A 15,649-nucleotide genomic window follows, 5' to 3' on the forward strand; every position below is an offset into this window, starting at 1 on the left:
ATGGTGTCTTATGATAGATCCTATACAGTTCCTTGCAGGTTCTGATGGGGAGCAAGAGTCTTCCTCTGTGAAAGAATCTTTAGGGACTCCGCTAGCAAGTGAACTGAAAAAGGAGATTCCTGCATTTACTTTAGGAGGAGAGGCAAAACTCTCTTCAGATGTTATCGCGCCAAATGCTTTACCGAATCCTATGGCGATGATGCAGGATGAGAACGCTTCATTGGTAGATCCTGAATTGCAAGAAGCCCTTGATTCTGAAGAGCTCAAAGAACAAATTAACAATCTCCGAGAGCGTCTCGGGGAGTTTCGTGTGTCTTTAGAAGAAGGGCAAACTCCCAAAAACCTAGAGCAGGAGCATTTTCATGCTGTTGGGGTGGTCATGGATTTAATCAATGAAGATCTTGGAGCGATAGCGGAAAGCACACAACAAGATTTACAGAAAGATAAGGAAGAAGATGCTGAGCACTCCTTAACGAGAAAGGTGATCAATTGGATCTCTTCTGGAGAGGAAGTGTTAAATAGAGCTCTGTTGTATTTCTCCGACAGAAACGGAGAGAGAGAAAATTTAGCGAACTTCTTAAAGGTGCAATATGCTGTGCAAAGAGCCACACAAAGAGCCGAACTTTTTGCGAGCATTGTAGGAACTTCTGTAAGTAGTATAAAAACAATTATGACGACACAACTAGGTTAACATGGATCAGTTAACAACAGACTTCGACTGTTTGATGGCGCGGCTAGGCGATGTCAATCTTACGACTGTAGTGGGACGTATTATTGAAGTCGTGGGGATGCTAATCAAAGCTGTCGTTCCCAACGTGCGCGTTGGGGAAGTCTGTTTAGTAAAGCGTCATGGGCTAGAGCCCTTAGTTACAGAAGTTGTTGGCTTTACGCAAAACTTTGCGTTTCTTTCTCCTTTAGGAGAACTCACGGGCGTGAGCCCTGCTTCTGAGGTGGTTCCCACAGGACTTCCCTTACACATCCGTGCTGGAGATGGGCTATTAGGACGTGTGTTAAATGGGCTTGGAGAACCTATAGATACAGAATTTAAAGGTCCTCTAGTGAATGTGGATGAGACCTATCCTATTTTCTGCCCCCCTCCAGATCCTTTACACCGGGAAAAATTACGAACGATCTTATCTACGGGAGTGCGTTGTATTGATGGGATGCTTACTGTAGCGCGGGGACAGCGTATAGGGATTTTCGCAGGTGCGGGTGTAGGAAAATCTTCTCTCTTAGGGATGATCGCAAGAAATGCAGAAGAAGCTGATATCAATGTTATTGCTTTGATCGGTGAGCGGGGACGTGAGGTCCGTGAATTTATCGAGGGGGATCTCGGAGAAGAAGGCATGAAGCGCTCTGTGATTGTCGTGTCTACTTCGGATCAATCTTCGCAATTGCGGTTGAACGCAGCATATGTTGGTACTGCAATAGCAGAATATTTCCGTAATCAGGGAAAAACTGTCGTGTTAATGATGGACTCTGTCACGCGATTTGCCAGAGCTTTACGGGAAGTTGGTTTAGCTGCGGGAGAGCCTCCAGCAAGAGCGGGATATACGCCATCAGTATTTTCCACTTTACCAAGATTGCTTGAGCGTTCAGGAGCGTCTGACAAAGGCACGATTACGGCATTTTATACTGTCCTTGTTGCAGGAGATGATATGAACGAGCCTGTTGCGGACGAGGTAAAATCTATTTTAGATGGACATATTGTTCTTTCCAACGCATTGGCACAGGCATACCACTATCCTGCGATCGATGTGTTGGCTTCCATAAGCCGATTGCTTACGGCGATTGTTCCTGAAGAACAGCGCCGCATCATAGGAAAAGCTCGTGAGGTGTTGGCGAAGTACAAAGCGAATGAGATGTTAATTCGGATTGGGGAATACCGACGTGGTTCGGATCGCGAAGTGGACTTTGCAATAGATCATATTGACAAGCTGAATCGCTTTTTGAAGCAAGATATTCATGAAAAGACCAATTACGAGGAAGCAGCGCAGCAGCTGCGGGCGATTTTCCGTTAAAGAGTAGGGGATTGTGGCAAAATACCCGTTAGAGCCTGTTCTTATTGTTAAAAAGGATCGTGTAGATAGAGCAGAAAAAATTGTTAAGGAGAAGCGGCGTCTTTTAGAGATTGAACAAGAAAAACTGCGAGAAAAAGAAGCCGAAAGGGACAAGGTTAAAAATCATTATATGCAGAAAATCCAACAATTACGAGAATTGCTGGATGAAGGCACAACAAGCGATGCGATTTTACAGATAAAGTCCTATATAAAGATCGTCGCTGTGCAGCTTGCTGAAGAGGAAGAAAAGGTAAATAAGCAGAAGGATGCCGTTCTGGTTGCTGCTAAAGAACTCGAGAAAGCAGAAGTCAACCTCATGAAAAGACGAAAAGAGGAAGAAAAAACGCGTCTGCATAAGGAAGAATGGTTGAAAGAGGCTCTTAAAGAGGAAGCTCGGGCTGAAGAAAAAGAGCAAGATGAGATGGGGCAGTTGCTTCATCAGTTGCGTCAGAAAAAACAACGTGAAACGGGGGGGAGTTAGTGTCATGGAATTGAATAGAACTTCAGAGTACAGTTGCAAAACAGAAAATCATCTACCACAGCGCAGAGAAGATGCCTTAGGACCTCAAGATAGTCGTGAAGTTAAGGTGTTTTCCTTAGAGGGCAGCCAGCAATCATCGCGTCAGGAGAAGAGTGCTTCTTCATCTTCTTCTTCGAAAACGCAAGCACGCGAGGGGCGTAGTGAGGATGGCAAACGCATAGAGGAAAAAAGCTCTGCTGTAGCTTCTAAAGAAGAGGATAGTGCGGCAGAAGAAGAAGAAGGAGCAAAATTCTTCGTCAATGAACAAGTTGCTGCTGGCATTGCTCTTTTTGATCTTCCTAGCGTTGCGGTTCAGGAAGTACAATCCATGTCTTCAACAGTAGCTGTAGCCTCTGTAGATTTAAGCTGGGTAGGAGAGGTGATTTTATCTACAGTAAGTTCTATGACGATCTCTGAGTTGGAAGGACAGCAGATGGTAGAGCTTGTTTTAGAAGCAACACATCAAATTCCTGAAGTTTTTGTAGGTGCAAATTTGACTTTAATGCAATCTGGAGAAGAGCTTTCTGTGAACATTTCGAATTTCCAGGATCCTTCTCAAGCCGTGCAAGCAGCGCAGTTGGTCTCAAATAATGCAGAGCAGCTCTCGAGTTTGGTAAGCGCTTTATATGCTCGTAACTTGCGCTTGGCAGAGTTTGTCGTAGGATCTCAAGTGGTGCAGTTGCCTCGACAAGAGGAAATTCAGACCCCATTGCATATGATTGCTTCTGCAATTCGTTATAATGAGGATAAGGAGCAAGAGCGTGAGGGACAAAATCAACAGCAACAAGAGCAACAGGAATCTCCTTATAAAATAGAAGAAGCGCGATTGTAAGAGGAACCCTTTATGGCAGTGGCTGCGGAACCCAGCGCAAGCTGGATAAAACATCGCAATGACTTTCTTTGTTCTTTAGAGCGTCCAGAAGAGCGCTTTGCAATTCCTAGATTTCCCAAGGAAGCGTGTCAGCAAAAACTCAAAGAAAAATTTCATTTGGAAGATGTCGAGATTACCATAAATTACCGAGGTCCTTTAGCTGCGGCTCAGGCGGCCTCGGAATATGGTGCACGTGTGTTTATCCAGCCTATGTTGGTGCAACCCTGGGAACATGGAGAGATGTTTTTTTTGACATCAGAAGAAGAGCTCCAAAGGCTTATGGTTGCGGTGTTTAATGACTCCAGCTTGGCATCATATTTTTATGAAAAAGATCGGCTTTTAGGATTCCATTATTATTTTTCTGCAGAGGTATGTAAGCTATTTGAGGAGTTGGGATGGGTTCCTTCTCTTGCGGCAAAGCTCACAGGAGAAGCGAGCTTTTCCGCAAGGGAAATCCAAGGCACGGTCCAGGTTATAGAGATTTCTTGCTATTTAGATGCACATCTTTTTCGTTTTCAGTTACTCTTTCCTGAAGCAACGTATCATAGTTGTCAGAAATTTTTCTCTGGGATGCAGCAAGAGTTTGATGTGCATAGTATAGACCAAACTCGTTTGCTTTCTCTTTCTGTAGAGGTGGGCTATTGTCATCTTACCCAGGAAGAGTGGAAACAGGTAGTTATGGGATCGTTTATTCTTTTAGATAGCTGTTTGTATGACCCTGATACGGCAGAGAGCGGAGCGATGCTTTCTATACACAAACAGCAGTTTTTCGGGGGACGCTTCTTAGACCCAAAATCTGGAGATTTTAAGATTACAAGTTACCCTAATGTACAGCCTGAAGATGCTCCTCTTCCAGAGGACCACGAGGCTCCCGCAGCTCCCCTTCCAGGACATTGTAAGCTTGTTGCTGAAGTTGCAAGGTATGGACTTGCTGTGGATGAGTTTTTGAAGCTCGCTCCAGGGAGCATTTTGAACTTGGGAGTGCATCCTTCTCGAGGTGTAGATATTATCCTTGATGGCGCAAAGGTTGGCAGGGGGGAGATCCTTGCCTTGGGGGATGTTTTGGGTATTCGAGTGTTGGAGGTCTAAAGGAATTTAGCTATGGATTGTCGTGCCAATGCTGATCCGGAGACTTTATCCGTAGGTGGGTATCCACAAAAAAAGATTCTTAGTCGTAAAGAGGGGAGCACAGTTTATCAAAGTGAGCATCCTGAGTCGCTACAGCCTGTCGTGGTGAAGGTGCTTTCTCCACCTTATGTTTTTGATTCCCGTCGTGTGGAGGGTTTCCTTAGAGAAATCCATATTCTCCGTCAGGCGTCACATCCGAATATTGTAACGTTTTATAACTATGGCAAATGGGGGAACCATTTGTATGTTGCTATGGAGTATATCGAAGGGATTACATTGCGACATTACATCCTCTCCCAATGTATTCCCTTAACCCGCGCTATAGATATTCTTATTGAGATTCTTAAGGCTGTAGATTACCTCCACAGTCAGGGAGTAATCCATAAGGATATCAAGCCTGAAAACATCTTGCTGTCTTTGCGAGGGCAGGTCAAACTTATAGACTTTGGTTTGGCAGCTTGGGGAGTAGAAGAAATCTCCGGGCGCTCTGCAGTGTTGGGGACACCTTATTATATGAGCCCCGAGTTGCGGCAGGGAGAACCTTTTTCTGAAGCTTCTGATGTCTATGCCTTGGGATTATTAGCATATGAGCTGATCTTGGGGAACCTTTCTTTTGGGAAGGTACATCTTTCTCTTATTCCTGCGAAAATTGGAAGGATTCTTGCGAAAGCGTTACAGCCTTCTACAAAAGCTCGTTACAGCTCTGCGAAAGAATTTTTGCAAGATTTGCAAGACTACCGTCTTTCTGAAGATATAACGCAAGATTTTCGTAAGAAAGATTATGCAATCAATGTAGGAGAGCAGTTGCGAGAACAAGGTGTCTGGCTTGCACCGCAAGAATTGAGTTTCCCTTCGTTTGTGGCGGGGAGCCTGTATCAGCTAGGATACTCTTCACATCCCTATGCGTATTATGATGCGTTTTTCATTGATGAGGTGTTTCATTTGTGGTTAGGGTATAGTACCACGAGCAATGCTACCTTGGCTTTGTCGGCGTTAAAGAGTTTAGTAGCGCAGCAGGATCCTGAGCTCCCCCCGATAGAGAGAGTACGCAAGATCAATGAACAGCTAAAGCACATGCAAATTCCTATAGATGAAGCTGGCGTGAGTATCGTTTGTGTTACCATGTTTCCAAATGCGGATGTATTTTCGTGGATCGCTTGTGGCCAAACAGTTTTTTGGCTAAAAACACGTGGGATTTCCCGAAACTATAAAACTTCTTCTCCAGGATTAGGGAAAATTAATTCTTTACAAATTCAGGAAAGCAAGGTTGCATGGGAAATAGGTGATGAGGCGATCTTGCGCACATTACACGCAGAAGATTCAAACGCATTGTCATTCGCAGAGTTGCAAGATAGAAGGCAAACAGCTATATTCTGCCCTATAGAGCATGTGCGCTATGGGACTCCAGGAAATGTCAACGAAAGCTCTTCTCCTTCAACGCTTATTAGCTTAAAAAGAATCCGGTGAAAATTGTGACATCGAATATTGGCAGAAAGATTTTTCAGGTCATCAGTAAGAATAAGAAAAAAATCGGAATATTTGGTGCTTTACTTTTCTTAGATATGACTTTGCTTAGTGTGAATTCCCAGGCATCGTCGCATACTTCTGCTGGAGAGCCTTTGCTGCAAGAAAGCCTTCATAAGGAGAAGCTTCTTTCTGCCTGTCCTAAGAATACAGTGAAAACTTCCTCTAGGAGGGCTTCCCAACCACAGGGGGAAAAAGCTTCTAAGGTAGTCAAGGCACCCTCTTATCAGGTGAGGAATGTCAAAAAGCCCGGAGTGACGACGTCATTTCCTAAGTCGACGCAAGGCCCTAGAGAACAGAAGGTTCTGCAAGAAGGAGGCCAGACGCTCTCCCCACTAAGAAGGGAAATGGGGTCTTCAAAGAAACCTTCCCAAGAAGCTTCGGAAGAGCAAAAAAAAGAAAAAAAGTTCTGGGAAGACAAGCAAAATTATGCTCGTAAAGCAGTAAATGCGATTAATCTTAGCATAAAAAAACAAATCGAAGAAAGCCAAAAGGTTTCCAATTCTAATAAGGATCCGCAGATTCATGTAGATGCAGATGCTTCTGTACATTCTCCAAAAAAGTTAGAGTCTCCAGCTTTTGTAGAAAAAATCTCCTCGCCTCAACATCATCAAGATAGTGAGAAGGAATCTAAAGTTTTAGATGTATTAAAAACACGAGAGCTGACTTGTGAAGATCTCAAAGATAATGGCTACACTGTAAATTTCGAAGATATTTCCGTTTTGGAGCTGCTGCAGTTCGTAAGTAAGATCTCCGGAACGAATTTTGTCTTTGATAGTAATGATCTGCAGTTTAATGTTACCATTGTTTCCCACGATCCGACCTCTGTGGATGACCTCTCGACGATCTTGCTTCAAGTATTGAAGATGCATGATCTTAAAGTTGTTGAGCAGGGAAACAACGTCTTGATTTATCGCAACCCGCATATATCCAAACTTTCCACAGTAGTTACCGATGGAACTACTAAAGATACCTGTGAAGCTGTTGTGGTTACTCGGGTTTTTCGCCTTTATAGTGTGAGCCCTTCTGCAGCAGTAACTATTGTTCAACCGTTGCTCTCCCATGATGCTATTGTAAGCGCTTCAGATTCCACAAGGCACCTTATCGTTTCTGATATCGCAGGAAATGTTGAAAAGGTCGGAGAGTTGTTAAGTGCTTTAGACGGGCCTGGGACTTCTATAGACATGGCAGAGTATGATGTGCAGTATGCGAATCCTGCAGCGCTAGTGAGCTATTGCCAAGATGTCTTAGGAGCTGTCGCAGAAGAAGAGGCTTTTCAAATTTTTGTTCAGCCAGGAACGAATAAAATTTTTATAGTTTCTTCTCCACGGCTTACAGGGAAAGCTAAGCAGCTGTTAAAGTCTCTGGATGTTCCTGAGATGGCACATACTCTCGATGATGTTTCGAGTCCCTCTTTAGCTTTGGGGGGATCAGGAGTAGCTAGCCCCAAGCGTTTGCGTTTCTTCATGTATAAATTAAAATATCAAAATGGTGCAGCAATAGCTCAAGCCATTCAAGATATTGGCTATAATTTATATGTTACCACAGCAATGGATGAAGATTTTATCAACACGCTAAATAGCGTCCAGTGGCTAGATGTAAATAACTCCATAGTGGTTGTAGGAAATCAAGCTAATGTGGACAGAGTTGTTAGCCTGCTTAACGGTTTGGATTTGCCTCCAAAGCAGGTGTATATAGAGGTGTTGATCTTAGATACTAGCTTGGAAAAATCCTGGGATTTTGGTGTACAATGGGTAGCGCTAGGCAATGAGCAAAGTAAGGTTGCCTATGCTTCAGGGTTATTGAGTAACTCAGTAATATCAAACACAGCTAAGGCTACAGTTCCTCCGGGAGTTCCTACACCAGGATCTTTGTCCTTACCGACTCCAGCGCAGATGACAGGATTTTCAGATATGATGTCGTCATCGTCAGCTTTTGGCTTAGGGATCATTGGAAATGTCATTAGCCATAAGGGAAAATCTTTCCTAACTTTAGGAGGCTTACTTAGCGCTTTAGATCAAGATGGCGATACGATCATAGTCCTCAATCCTAGAATCATGGCTCAGGATACCCAGCAGGCATCGTTTTTCGTTGGGCAGAACATCCCTTATCAAACGACAAGCACGATTATTCAAGAAACAGGATCTGTAACGCAAAATATCGAATATGAAGATATCGGCGTGAATCTTGTCGTGACCTCCACGGTAGCACCAAATAACGTCGTGACATTGCAAATAGAACAGACGATCTCGGAATTGCACTCTGCTCAAGGGACTCTGACTCCCGTTACAGACAAGACATACGCAGCAACAAGAATGCAAGTTCCTGATGGGTGTTTCCTTGTAATGAGTGGCCACATTCGTGATAAGACAACAAAAATTGTTTCTGGAGTGCCTCTTTTGAATTCTATTCCTTTAATACGGGGACTGTTTAGTAGAACTATAGACCAAAGGCAAAAACGCAATATTATGATGTTTATCAAGCCTAAGGTGATTAGCAGTTTCGAAGAGGGCTCAGATCTTACAAACAAAGAGGGCTATAGATATAACTGGGAAGCAGAAGCGGGATCTATGCAAGTTGCCCCGCGTCCTGCTCCTGAATGTCAACGACCTCCACGGCTCCAAGAAGAAAATGATTTTAAAATACTGGAAATGGAAGCCGAATGATGGTATAAGTAAAAGTAGGATGGTATTCTACGCCATGGAATAGCTTCTAACTCTGGTATTATTCAGGGGGAAAGCCGAGAAGAAGGGAGTCTTGCCGTATTGACTTTCATTTTTCTTGGCTTTTTTATTTCTGTTTTTTAAGATTTCCCTACGCCTAAATAGCTCAGTTGGTAGAGCAACACATTCGTAACGTGTAGGTCGTCGGTTCGATCCCGGCTTTGGGCAAAGCCTCTTTTTATCTTGCTAAATTTTGATTTTTTACAAGTTTGAGTTAAAACTCTTCAGGAAGGAAATCTTCAGCAAGAGTCTTCAGTTTGTGCGCTCGCAGGTGCATGACATGTTCTTTTTGAAGAACTCGGGAGTTTTCTGGCTCCTGCAAGGCAAGATGTCCCCTACGAGCCTCCCATAAAACCTGCTTCTCTATCGCATGATTTTTGGGATTTTTGATCCAGTTTAGCTCTATACCAAGCTGTAGCCAGCTCAGAGCATCTAGAGTTTCCTGAAGTTCCAAATGGCAAGAATGTGTAAGGAGACCTAAAGCACGTAAGATATGGTTTTTCAACTCACCGTTGTTTTCATCGCTAAAGCGCTTTTTTGCGGCAGCTTCAGCAACAAGGAGTTTAGATGCCCAAATCCTTAAGGAAGATAAGATCTGCTCTTCAGTAAGCCCTAAAGAGCACGTATTGGTAAGTACGACAACATTCCCAGAAAAGTCCGCAGGTGAAGAGGGAAGGAGGCCTGAAGAGGAGATTTCCGTAGAGGGCTCTAACAGCGTGGGGAGCTCCTTAGAGTACATGAGAGCAGGAACGTGTAGAAAACATCGTCCCTGGAGGGCAGTCCCACAACGCTGGGGATCTACAGTGAGGAAGCCAAACTCCGAAGAAAAAGCAAAGGAAAGCTTGTCATGAAGGAAAATATCTAGTTTTACGAGCTTTTCTAAGGTTTTCTCAGGATCTGCATAGAAATCTATAGCATGGAGGATGAGGTGATCTTGGAAGTTCACAACAATAAGAAGATCTCCAGAACGATTTGTAATAAGAGCTTCAGCCTCATGGTTTCCAAAAAGATCATAAGGAAAGGCAAAGTGCTCAAGAAGAAACTCCTTTTGCCATAGTGGCATCTCCTTAAGAGGAAGAATGAAAAATTCTTCTTCAGCTTCCTGAAAGCGTGATGAGATCAGCTCTAAGAGCTCTATCTTACTCTCCTTAGATAAACTTGGCAGAAACTTTGCTACAGAAAGGTTCCGACATAGGGACAGCGTTGTTATAGGCCAGGGAGAGCCCTTAGGAAGAGCAGACTTCATCTCTACAAAGCTCTTCAGAACATCACTAGGAAGCGTCATGGGAATCTTCTTGTTTTTTCAAGGTGTTAATTTGATCTCGGAGGATAGCAGCTTGCTCATAATCCTCACGTTTCAACGTATCTTGAAGTGCTTCGTTCAACGCTATCAGCTTTAGAAGGGGATTTGTTTTGCTCTCTTCGCCCGGTGCACGACCCACATGCAAACACCCCCGAGACTTATCTAAAGAACATGATGACGATACTGCTTTAAGCTGCTGCAGCTTGGAAACCAGTAAACTTTTAAAGTTCGTATAGCACTGGTGACATCCTAACAGAGCATCCTTTCGGGAGCTCCACGTCATGTTGCAGTTCCCACACGTTAAAATAATGGGAAAACCTGTAGCAGAAATCTCAAAACTCTCCTCAGGGTTATAATACGGATTCGGGTTGGGGCAATCCGCACAGACATACACACGTATCAGCTTGTCCCTAGAAACTTCCGTATAGCATATTGTCGCGGGATTCTGACACTGATAACAACACGCTGATGCAGGAAGTCCCATAAGAAAAAAGCTCCTTAAAGCTTAACTTCCCTTATCCATAACAAAAAATTCACAAAGGAGAAAATAATTTTTAAAGAAATGAATATTCCCAAAAACAACTCTTTGGGTCTTGAAGGATTTGAACCTTCGACCCCCTCATTAAAAGTGAGGTGCTCTAACCGCTGAGCTAAAGACCCAGAATTCTTACTGAAAATACACTTTGACCCCAAGGGGATTCGAACCCCTGTTACCGGAATGAAAATCCGATGTCCTGGGCCAGGCTAGACGATGGGGCCAAGACGGCAATAATGTTACAAGTTTTCCCTCTTTAGAGCAATCTTTTCTCTTTAGATTGCTTTTAATTTGCTGGGAACATTTTTTATAATAAAAAGATAACTTTATAAAGAAGCTATATCAATTTCTTTTTGTTTTGCTATCTCATCAATTTGCTTACAAAACTTATCCGTAAGCTCTTGAACTTTCTTCTCAGCACCCTTCACAGCATCTTCTGTAAGGGTTGAATCTTTCTTTACTTTGTCGTTCGTTTCTCTGCGGATATTGCGAATTTGTATTTTCGCCTCCTCACACTTACGACGAAGCTGTTTAATAATATCTTGCCTAAGCTCCGCTGTTGGCTCCGGGACTCTAATACGAATTATCGCACCCTCAACTTCAGGTTGAAGATTTAAATTCGCAGCAAGAATGCCCTTAGCAATAGCTGAAGCATTATTTGCATCATAAGGAGAAACCACCAATTGTCGCGCATCAGCAACAGAAATTGAAGAAATATCCGATAAACGCATTGTAGTCCCGTAAACATCTACAGTTACGGTTTCTACCAACGCAGGATGAGCCTTCCCAGTTCTAAAAGTTTTAATCTCTTTTTGAAAAAACTCAAGTGTAGAGGCCATTTTTGTTTCAGCATCACGCAATGTCGACATTACTTACCTCTTCTTCGCCAATTAAAGTCCCAATGGTTGGATCAAAAACAGCTCTCTCCAGAGAATATTGAACGAAATTAAATACGCGAATAGGAATATGGGCATTCTTACACAAAGAAATCGCCGAAGCATCCATAACTCCAAGTTGCTGCGCTAAAAAATCCCCATAAGAAATAAAGTCATACTTTACCGCATCGGGGAATAGTTGAGGATCCTTATCGTAGACGCCATCTACATGCATTGTTGCTTTGATCAAAATGTCCACATTCAGCTCACACGCACGCAATGCAGCGCCTGTATCTGTAGTGAGATACGGAGAACCTGCTCCTGTCGTGCAAATCAAAATTTTTCCTTGATGCAAAGCTTCGATAGACTTTTGTGGAGTATAAAGATCTGCTAATTGAGGACATGAAATTGTTGAAGTTAGCAAGCAGGGAATGTCTTCAGCTTTTAATGCATCAGCTACAGCCATACCATTAATCAATGTAGCAAGCATCCCCATCTGGTCTGCAGATACACGATTTATCTGAAGCTCCCTATGCTTCTCAAACCCCCTTAAAATGTTTCCCCCGCCAATTACAAGAGCAACTTCAATATCACAATTACGAACAGCTCGGATATCAGATACAAGCCTCGAGAGATGTACCTCATCTATTCTTGTATTCGTATCTTTAGATAAAGCTTCTCCAGAGATCTTAAACAAAACACGTTTTATTCGCTTAGACATACGCCTACGCTCCTAATTTCCATAGAGTAAAGTTTTTTACTGCAATGGGAGCCTCTAAGGTTTTTGACATATCTTCTAATAGATGGAAGATTGTAGCCTCAGGGTTTTTTACAAAGGGTTGTTCTAAAAGACAGGTTTCTTTGAAAAAGGTGTTTAACTTCCCAGAAATAATTTTATCCACTACCGCTTGAGGCTTCCCTTCTGTTTGGGAAGAAATCACTTCTGTTTCCCTATGAATAACCTCTTGTGGAACCTCTTCTCTACTTAAAAATTGTGGACGCTCAGCAACAATATGCATGGCAATTTCTTTTGCCAGACACCCTGCTTTCGGAGAGCCTGAAAGGATCACAATCGCAACAGACTTTCCATTTCCGTGAGAATACATTCCTATACTTTCTTTGGAGGTGTTTGTAGGATAGTATGCTATACGACTAACGCGAATATTCTCTCCTACAGCCTGCATGGTCACTGCCCGCATGTCGTCGATCGAGAGGGAGGGATCTCGAAACGACGGCAATTGTGCTAAGACGTCTACACTGTTGACCTTATGGCGTAAAACTTCTTCTATGAGATCCTCTACAAAAGATCTAAAAACATGATTATTCGCAACAAAATCTGTTTCAACATTTACTTCTACCAAAGCAACCCCATGGGTGTCTGCCAAGGCGGTAATAATGCCTTCTTTTGTTTCTCGATGCTCTTTTTTGCTCGCAGCAGCCAGGCCAATCTTGCGCAAATATACTACGGCTTCTTCAAGATTTCCCTGGCTAGATTCTAAAGCCTCTTTGCATTTTGTCAGCCCTACGCCGGTTCTAAGCCTTAAAGATTTTAAGGCATCCATGGAAAAGTCTCTCATAGGTTCTCCGCATTATCAAATTTCTTTGCCAATAGGTCTTCACATTGATCTGAATTCGTGTCCTCCTCTTCTTCTGGGTGGGAATCATCAAATTCCTCTGTGAAAGAGGGGAAACCACCAGCTGAAATTTTGATTGGAGAGACTATGGTTATTCCTAGCTTTTTCTTTACCTGAATGATGTTTTCTTTAATGACGTTTATAATCAAACGGATGCTTTTCAAGGAGTCGTCATTACAAGGAATCACGTGGTCAATTGGCGTAGGATCACAGTTCGTATCTACTAATGCAAGTACGGGAATATTTAACTTCCTTGCTTCCGCAACTGCAATTTTCTCATAACTAGGATCCACCACAATTAAAAGCCCTGGGAGCTTTTTCATGTAGCGAACGCCTTCAAGGTTTTTTATAATTTTTTGTTGTTTCTTTGCCAAAAGAGCGATTTCTTTCTTTGTGAAAAACGAAGGATTATGTTCAAAGTTTCTTTCAATTTTATCTAAGGTTTTCACAGAATTTCGGATTGTCGCCATGTTTGTTAACATGCCTCCTAACCATCTCTCGGAAACAAAAAACTCCCCAGCTTCAATTGCTGCGTCTCGAACTACGCATTTTGCTTGTTTTTTTGTTCCGACAAACAAAATGGACTTATTCCCTTCAACAACTTGTCTTATGAAGGGAAGAGAATGACGCAATTGTTGCAAAGTTTTGGCAAGATTGATAATGTGCAATCCATTTTTTTCCTCGAAGATGTAAATTTTCATTTTGGGATTCCATCTTCGAGTCTGGTGTCCAAAGTGCGCACCAGCTTCTATAAGATCCCTTAAGGAAATATCGCAGATCAGAGACTCCAAGCTTTGTACCTCTATTACAAATTAGAATATATTAACAATGGCATCTTGACTTGAGCCAAGATTTCAGTCTTGGTTGAGTATTTGAAGAAGCGCCCGATCAGAATCGAACTGACACCGGTAGCTTGGAAGGCTACAGCTCTACCATTGAGCTACGGGCGCAAAATCAAATGTAATCAAGGATGGTAAAGCAGACCAGCTTTTAACGCAATCAGGAATCTACAAAAGAGCGTGCAAGATAAATCAAAAATTATTTCTTTATAGAGAGGGAGAAATTTTTGCGCATAAAAAAACCCAGAAGATGAGATTTTCTGGGCTAGAAACCAGAACATTCTGTCCTGGTAGCGAAAAACAACTAGAACAGCGTATCAGCGCGCTGTTAGAATCTGCATTGAGCAGAAAGGTGAGCGGCTCTTTCGTTAATTAAACGAAGCTCTCCAGTGATTGCCCATTTATCGGCATCAAGTAAAGTTGCTCCCATGGAAACACCACAAGCTTTTCTGGACTTCAACTTGTTAATTTGAAGAGAAACAATTTGTAGGGAGTCAGCAAACTTGTTTGTGCCATCTACTGTAGTTGCTTGTCCTAATAATGTTGGATTCCATGTTGTCAAGTTGAAAATTGGCGAAGCTAATTTTGGTTCCGCAATTTGGATAGTATCTGCATCAAAAGTAGCTCTAGACCACTGAACACCGATGTAAGGAACGAGCATATTCAGTCTATATGACAATGCTGCACCGACTTGCCATTCATGGTAGTTGATCGTGGCATTTTTCAATTTATCACTAGAATCAGTTTCCGTTCCTGCAGAGAGTGGAAGAGGCAGAGTCTGGCCTACATATCCCCGAGGTTTGTGTACAGTAAATTGTGCTACGTTAGAAAGAACGTTGAGTTCTTGAACGCGAGGTTTCGATTGTGCGTATTGGAATTCAGCTCCTAAAGTTGCACATCCACATTCCCACAAAGCTCCGCGAGCTCCAACGCTCCAAGAGAAGGTTGTGTCTGTATATAGCTCTACTACGCCGTTAGAAATATTTGCGTTTGGATATTTGCCCTCAAGAGAGCTTCCAGAGATCCCAATTAAACCAATAAGGTTGAAAGATGAAGAATTTCCTTTAAAATACCCGCTAGTGGCTCCTAAAGTGCAAAAAACATCAAAGCGATCCCAGATATTTAACGCAATGTAACCTGCATTTGTGAACCACTCCGCATCGTGCATGTGCTTTCCATACGCTGGGTTTGCTCTTTCGGCTGTTGTACTTGAATCTGCAGCATTATTAGGTGATGTAGGGGCTGTCCCCATTAAAAACATTTTCGATACATCTGTCTTGAGGACTCTGTCGAAAACATAATCTCCGTAAAATCCTACGCGTAAGCTAATCGCGTCGCACCAAGTAGCGCAAGGATCACATGGATCTCCTGACATACCTTCCCATATCGTTCCATCAATTAATAAACTTGGCTCTGCTGGGTTCCCTACAGGCAAAGCGTGTAAGGAGGCGTTACCAGCAAAAAATGCGGCGGATAAAAACGCCGATTTTAAGAGTTTTTTCATACTCACCTCTAAGATTATGCTTAATTCTTTTTGTGCTCGCTATATTTTCTTGTTTTCTGGCGGCACTTACGTTCAAGTTAAAGCCAGACAAGATTCCTGTAGGCATTTTATGACTGTTAGGAGGGTCTTGCAA

14 protein-coding genes and 4 tRNA genes are annotated in these 15,649 nt (G+C 42.8%); 8 read left to right on the forward strand and 10 right to left on the reverse strand.

Annotated elements, in window-relative coordinates:
- Positions 1–10: 10 nt before the first annotated feature.
- The 8 genes from G5S_RS01515 to G5S_RS01550 all read left to right on the forward strand — a co-directional run bounded on the left by G5S_RS01515 (position 11) and on the right by G5S_RS01550 (position 8,994).
- Positions 11–691, forward strand: a complete 681-nt coding sequence (locus tag G5S_RS01515; protein WP_013712418.1) for a CT668 family type III secretion system protein — start codon at positions 11–13, stop codon at positions 689–691.
- Between the two features lies 1 nt (position 692).
- The gene (sctN, locus tag G5S_RS01520; RefSeq protein ID WP_013712419.1) at positions 693–2,021 is read left to right on the forward strand and encodes a type III secretion system ATPase SctN; all 1,329 of its coding nucleotides are present in this window, start codon (positions 693–695) and stop codon (positions 2,019–2,021) included.
- Positions 2,022–2,034: 13 nt separating this feature from the next.
- Positions 2,035–2,541: a hypothetical protein gene (locus G5S_RS01525; protein ID WP_013712420.1), complete on the forward strand. Its 507-nt coding sequence runs from the start codon at positions 2,035–2,037 to the stop codon at positions 2,539–2,541.
- Positions 2,542–2,545: 4 nt separating this feature from the next.
- Positions 2,546–3,412 (forward strand): DUF5421 family protein, encoded by an 867-nt coding sequence (locus tag G5S_RS01530; RefSeq protein ID WP_013712421.1) that lies wholly within the window; start codon positions 2,546–2,548, stop codon positions 3,410–3,412.
- Positions 3,413–3,424: 12 nt separating this feature from the next.
- A complete protein-coding gene (sctQ, locus tag G5S_RS01535; protein WP_013712422.1) occupies positions 3,425–4,540 on the forward strand; it encodes a type III secretion system cytoplasmic ring protein SctQ in 1,116 nt (371 codons plus the stop codon).
- 12 nt (positions 4,541–4,552) lie between these two features.
- The gene (locus G5S_RS01540; protein WP_013712423.1) at positions 4,553–6,046 is read left to right on the forward strand and encodes a serine/threonine protein kinase; all 1,494 of its coding nucleotides are present in this window, start codon (positions 4,553–4,555) and stop codon (positions 6,044–6,046) included.
- Positions 6,043–8,769 carry a secretin N-terminal domain-containing protein gene (locus tag G5S_RS01545; protein WP_013712424.1) on the forward strand — a complete coding sequence of 909 codons (2,727 nt, stop codon included), beginning with the start codon at positions 6,043–6,045 and terminating at the stop codon, positions 8,767–8,769. The genes G5S_RS01540 and G5S_RS01545 overlap by 4 nt, the downstream gene beginning before the upstream one ends.
- A gap of 152 nt (positions 8,770–8,921) precedes the next feature.
- A tRNA-Thr gene (locus tag G5S_RS01550) sits at positions 8,922–8,994 on the forward strand.
- 46 nt (positions 8,995–9,040) lie between these two features.
- Here G5S_RS01550 and G5S_RS01555 read toward each other — a convergent pair.
- The 10 genes from G5S_RS01555 to G5S_RS01600 form a co-directional block, all read right to left on the reverse strand.
- Complete coding sequence (locus tag G5S_RS01555) at positions 9,041–10,111, reverse strand: protein arginine kinase (protein ID WP_013712425.1); 1,071 nt, start codon at positions 10,109–10,111, stop codon at positions 9,041–9,043.
- Positions 10,098–10,613, reverse strand: a complete 516-nt coding sequence (locus G5S_RS01560; RefSeq protein ID WP_013712426.1) for a UvrB/UvrC motif-containing protein — start codon at positions 10,611–10,613, stop codon at positions 10,098–10,100. Before G5S_RS01560 ends, G5S_RS01555 begins: the two co-directional genes overlap by 14 nt.
- A 103-nt stretch (positions 10,614–10,716) precedes the next feature.
- Positions 10,717–10,789, reverse strand: a tRNA-Lys gene (locus G5S_RS01565).
- A 24-nt stretch (positions 10,790–10,813) separates the two neighbouring features.
- A tRNA-Glu gene (locus tag G5S_RS01570) sits at positions 10,814–10,888 on the reverse strand.
- A gap of 102 nt (positions 10,889–10,990) precedes the next feature.
- A complete protein-coding gene (gene frr, locus G5S_RS01575; RefSeq protein WP_013712427.1) occupies positions 10,991–11,533 on the reverse strand; it encodes a ribosome recycling factor in 543 nt (180 codons plus the stop codon).
- On the reverse strand, positions 11,517–12,260 hold the full coding sequence (pyrH, locus tag G5S_RS01580; RefSeq protein ID WP_013712428.1) for a UMP kinase: 744 nt from the start codon (positions 12,258–12,260) through the stop codon (positions 11,517–11,519). Before pyrH ends, frr begins: the two co-directional genes overlap by 17 nt.
- 4 nt (positions 12,261–12,264) lie before the next feature.
- On the reverse strand, positions 12,265–13,116 hold the full coding sequence (gene tsf, locus G5S_RS01585) for a translation elongation factor Ts (protein WP_013712429.1): 852 nt from the start codon (positions 13,114–13,116) through the stop codon (positions 12,265–12,267).
- The gene (gene rpsB / locus G5S_RS01590) at positions 13,113–13,964 is read right to left on the reverse strand and encodes a 30S ribosomal protein S2 (RefSeq protein WP_013712430.1); all 852 of its coding nucleotides are present in this window, start codon (positions 13,962–13,964) and stop codon (positions 13,113–13,115) included. The genes tsf and rpsB overlap by 4 nt, the downstream gene beginning before the upstream one ends.
- Before the next feature lie 88 nt (positions 13,965–14,052).
- Positions 14,053–14,123: transfer RNA gene (locus tag G5S_RS01595), tRNA-Gly, on the reverse strand.
- Between the two features lie 217 nt (positions 14,124–14,340).
- Positions 14,341–15,516, reverse strand: a complete 1,176-nt coding sequence (locus G5S_RS01600; protein ID WP_013712431.1) for a major outer membrane protein — start codon at positions 15,514–15,516, stop codon at positions 14,341–14,343.
- Positions 15,517–15,649 lie beyond the last annotated feature (133 nt).

The organism is Chlamydia pecorum E58 (assembly GCF_000204135.1).
Taxonomy (GTDB): Bacteria; Chlamydiota; Chlamydiia; order Chlamydiales; family Chlamydiaceae; genus Chlamydia; species Chlamydia pecorum.

What these genes read in the sequence shown, in the direction of transcription:
- G5S_RS01530 (WP_013712421.1), top strand. Translation starts at nt 2,546, where the DNA reads ATGGAATTGAATAGAACTTCAGAGTACAGTTGCAAAACAGAAAATCAT.
- G5S_RS01560 (WP_013712426.1), bottom strand. Translation starts at nt 10,613, where the DNA reads ATGGGACTTCCTGCATCAGCGTGTTGTTATCAGTGTCAGAATCCCGCG.
- G5S_RS01540 (WP_013712423.1), top strand. Translation starts at nt 4,553, where the DNA reads ATGGATTGTCGTGCCAATGCTGATCCGGAGACTTTATCCGTAGGTGGG.
- sctN (WP_013712419.1), top strand. Translation starts at nt 693, where the DNA reads ATGGATCAGTTAACAACAGACTTCGACTGTTTGATGGCGCGGCTAGGC.
- G5S_RS01555 (WP_013712425.1), bottom strand. Translation starts at nt 10,111, where the DNA reads ATGACGCTTCCTAGTGATGTTCTGAAGAGCTTTGTAGAGATGAAGTCT.
- G5S_RS01600 (WP_013712431.1), bottom strand. Translation starts at nt 15,516, where the DNA reads ATGAAAAAACTCTTAAAATCGGCGTTTTTATCCGCCGCATTTTTTGCT.
- pyrH (WP_013712428.1), bottom strand. Translation starts at nt 12,260, where the DNA reads ATGTCTAAGCGAATAAAACGTGTTTTGTTTAAGATCTCTGGAGAAGCT.
- tsf (WP_013712429.1), bottom strand. Translation starts at nt 13,116, where the DNA reads ATGAGAGACTTTTCCATGGATGCCTTAAAATCTTTAAGGCTTAGAACC.
- sctQ (WP_013712422.1), top strand. Translation starts at nt 3,425, where the DNA reads ATGGCAGTGGCTGCGGAACCCAGCGCAAGCTGGATAAAACATCGCAAT.
- G5S_RS01515 (WP_013712418.1), top strand. Translation starts at nt 11, where the DNA reads ATGATAGATCCTATACAGTTCCTTGCAGGTTCTGATGGGGAGCAAGAG.
- frr (WP_013712427.1), bottom strand. Translation starts at nt 11,533, where the DNA reads ATGTCGACATTGCGTGATGCTGAAACAAAAATGGCCTCTACACTTGAG.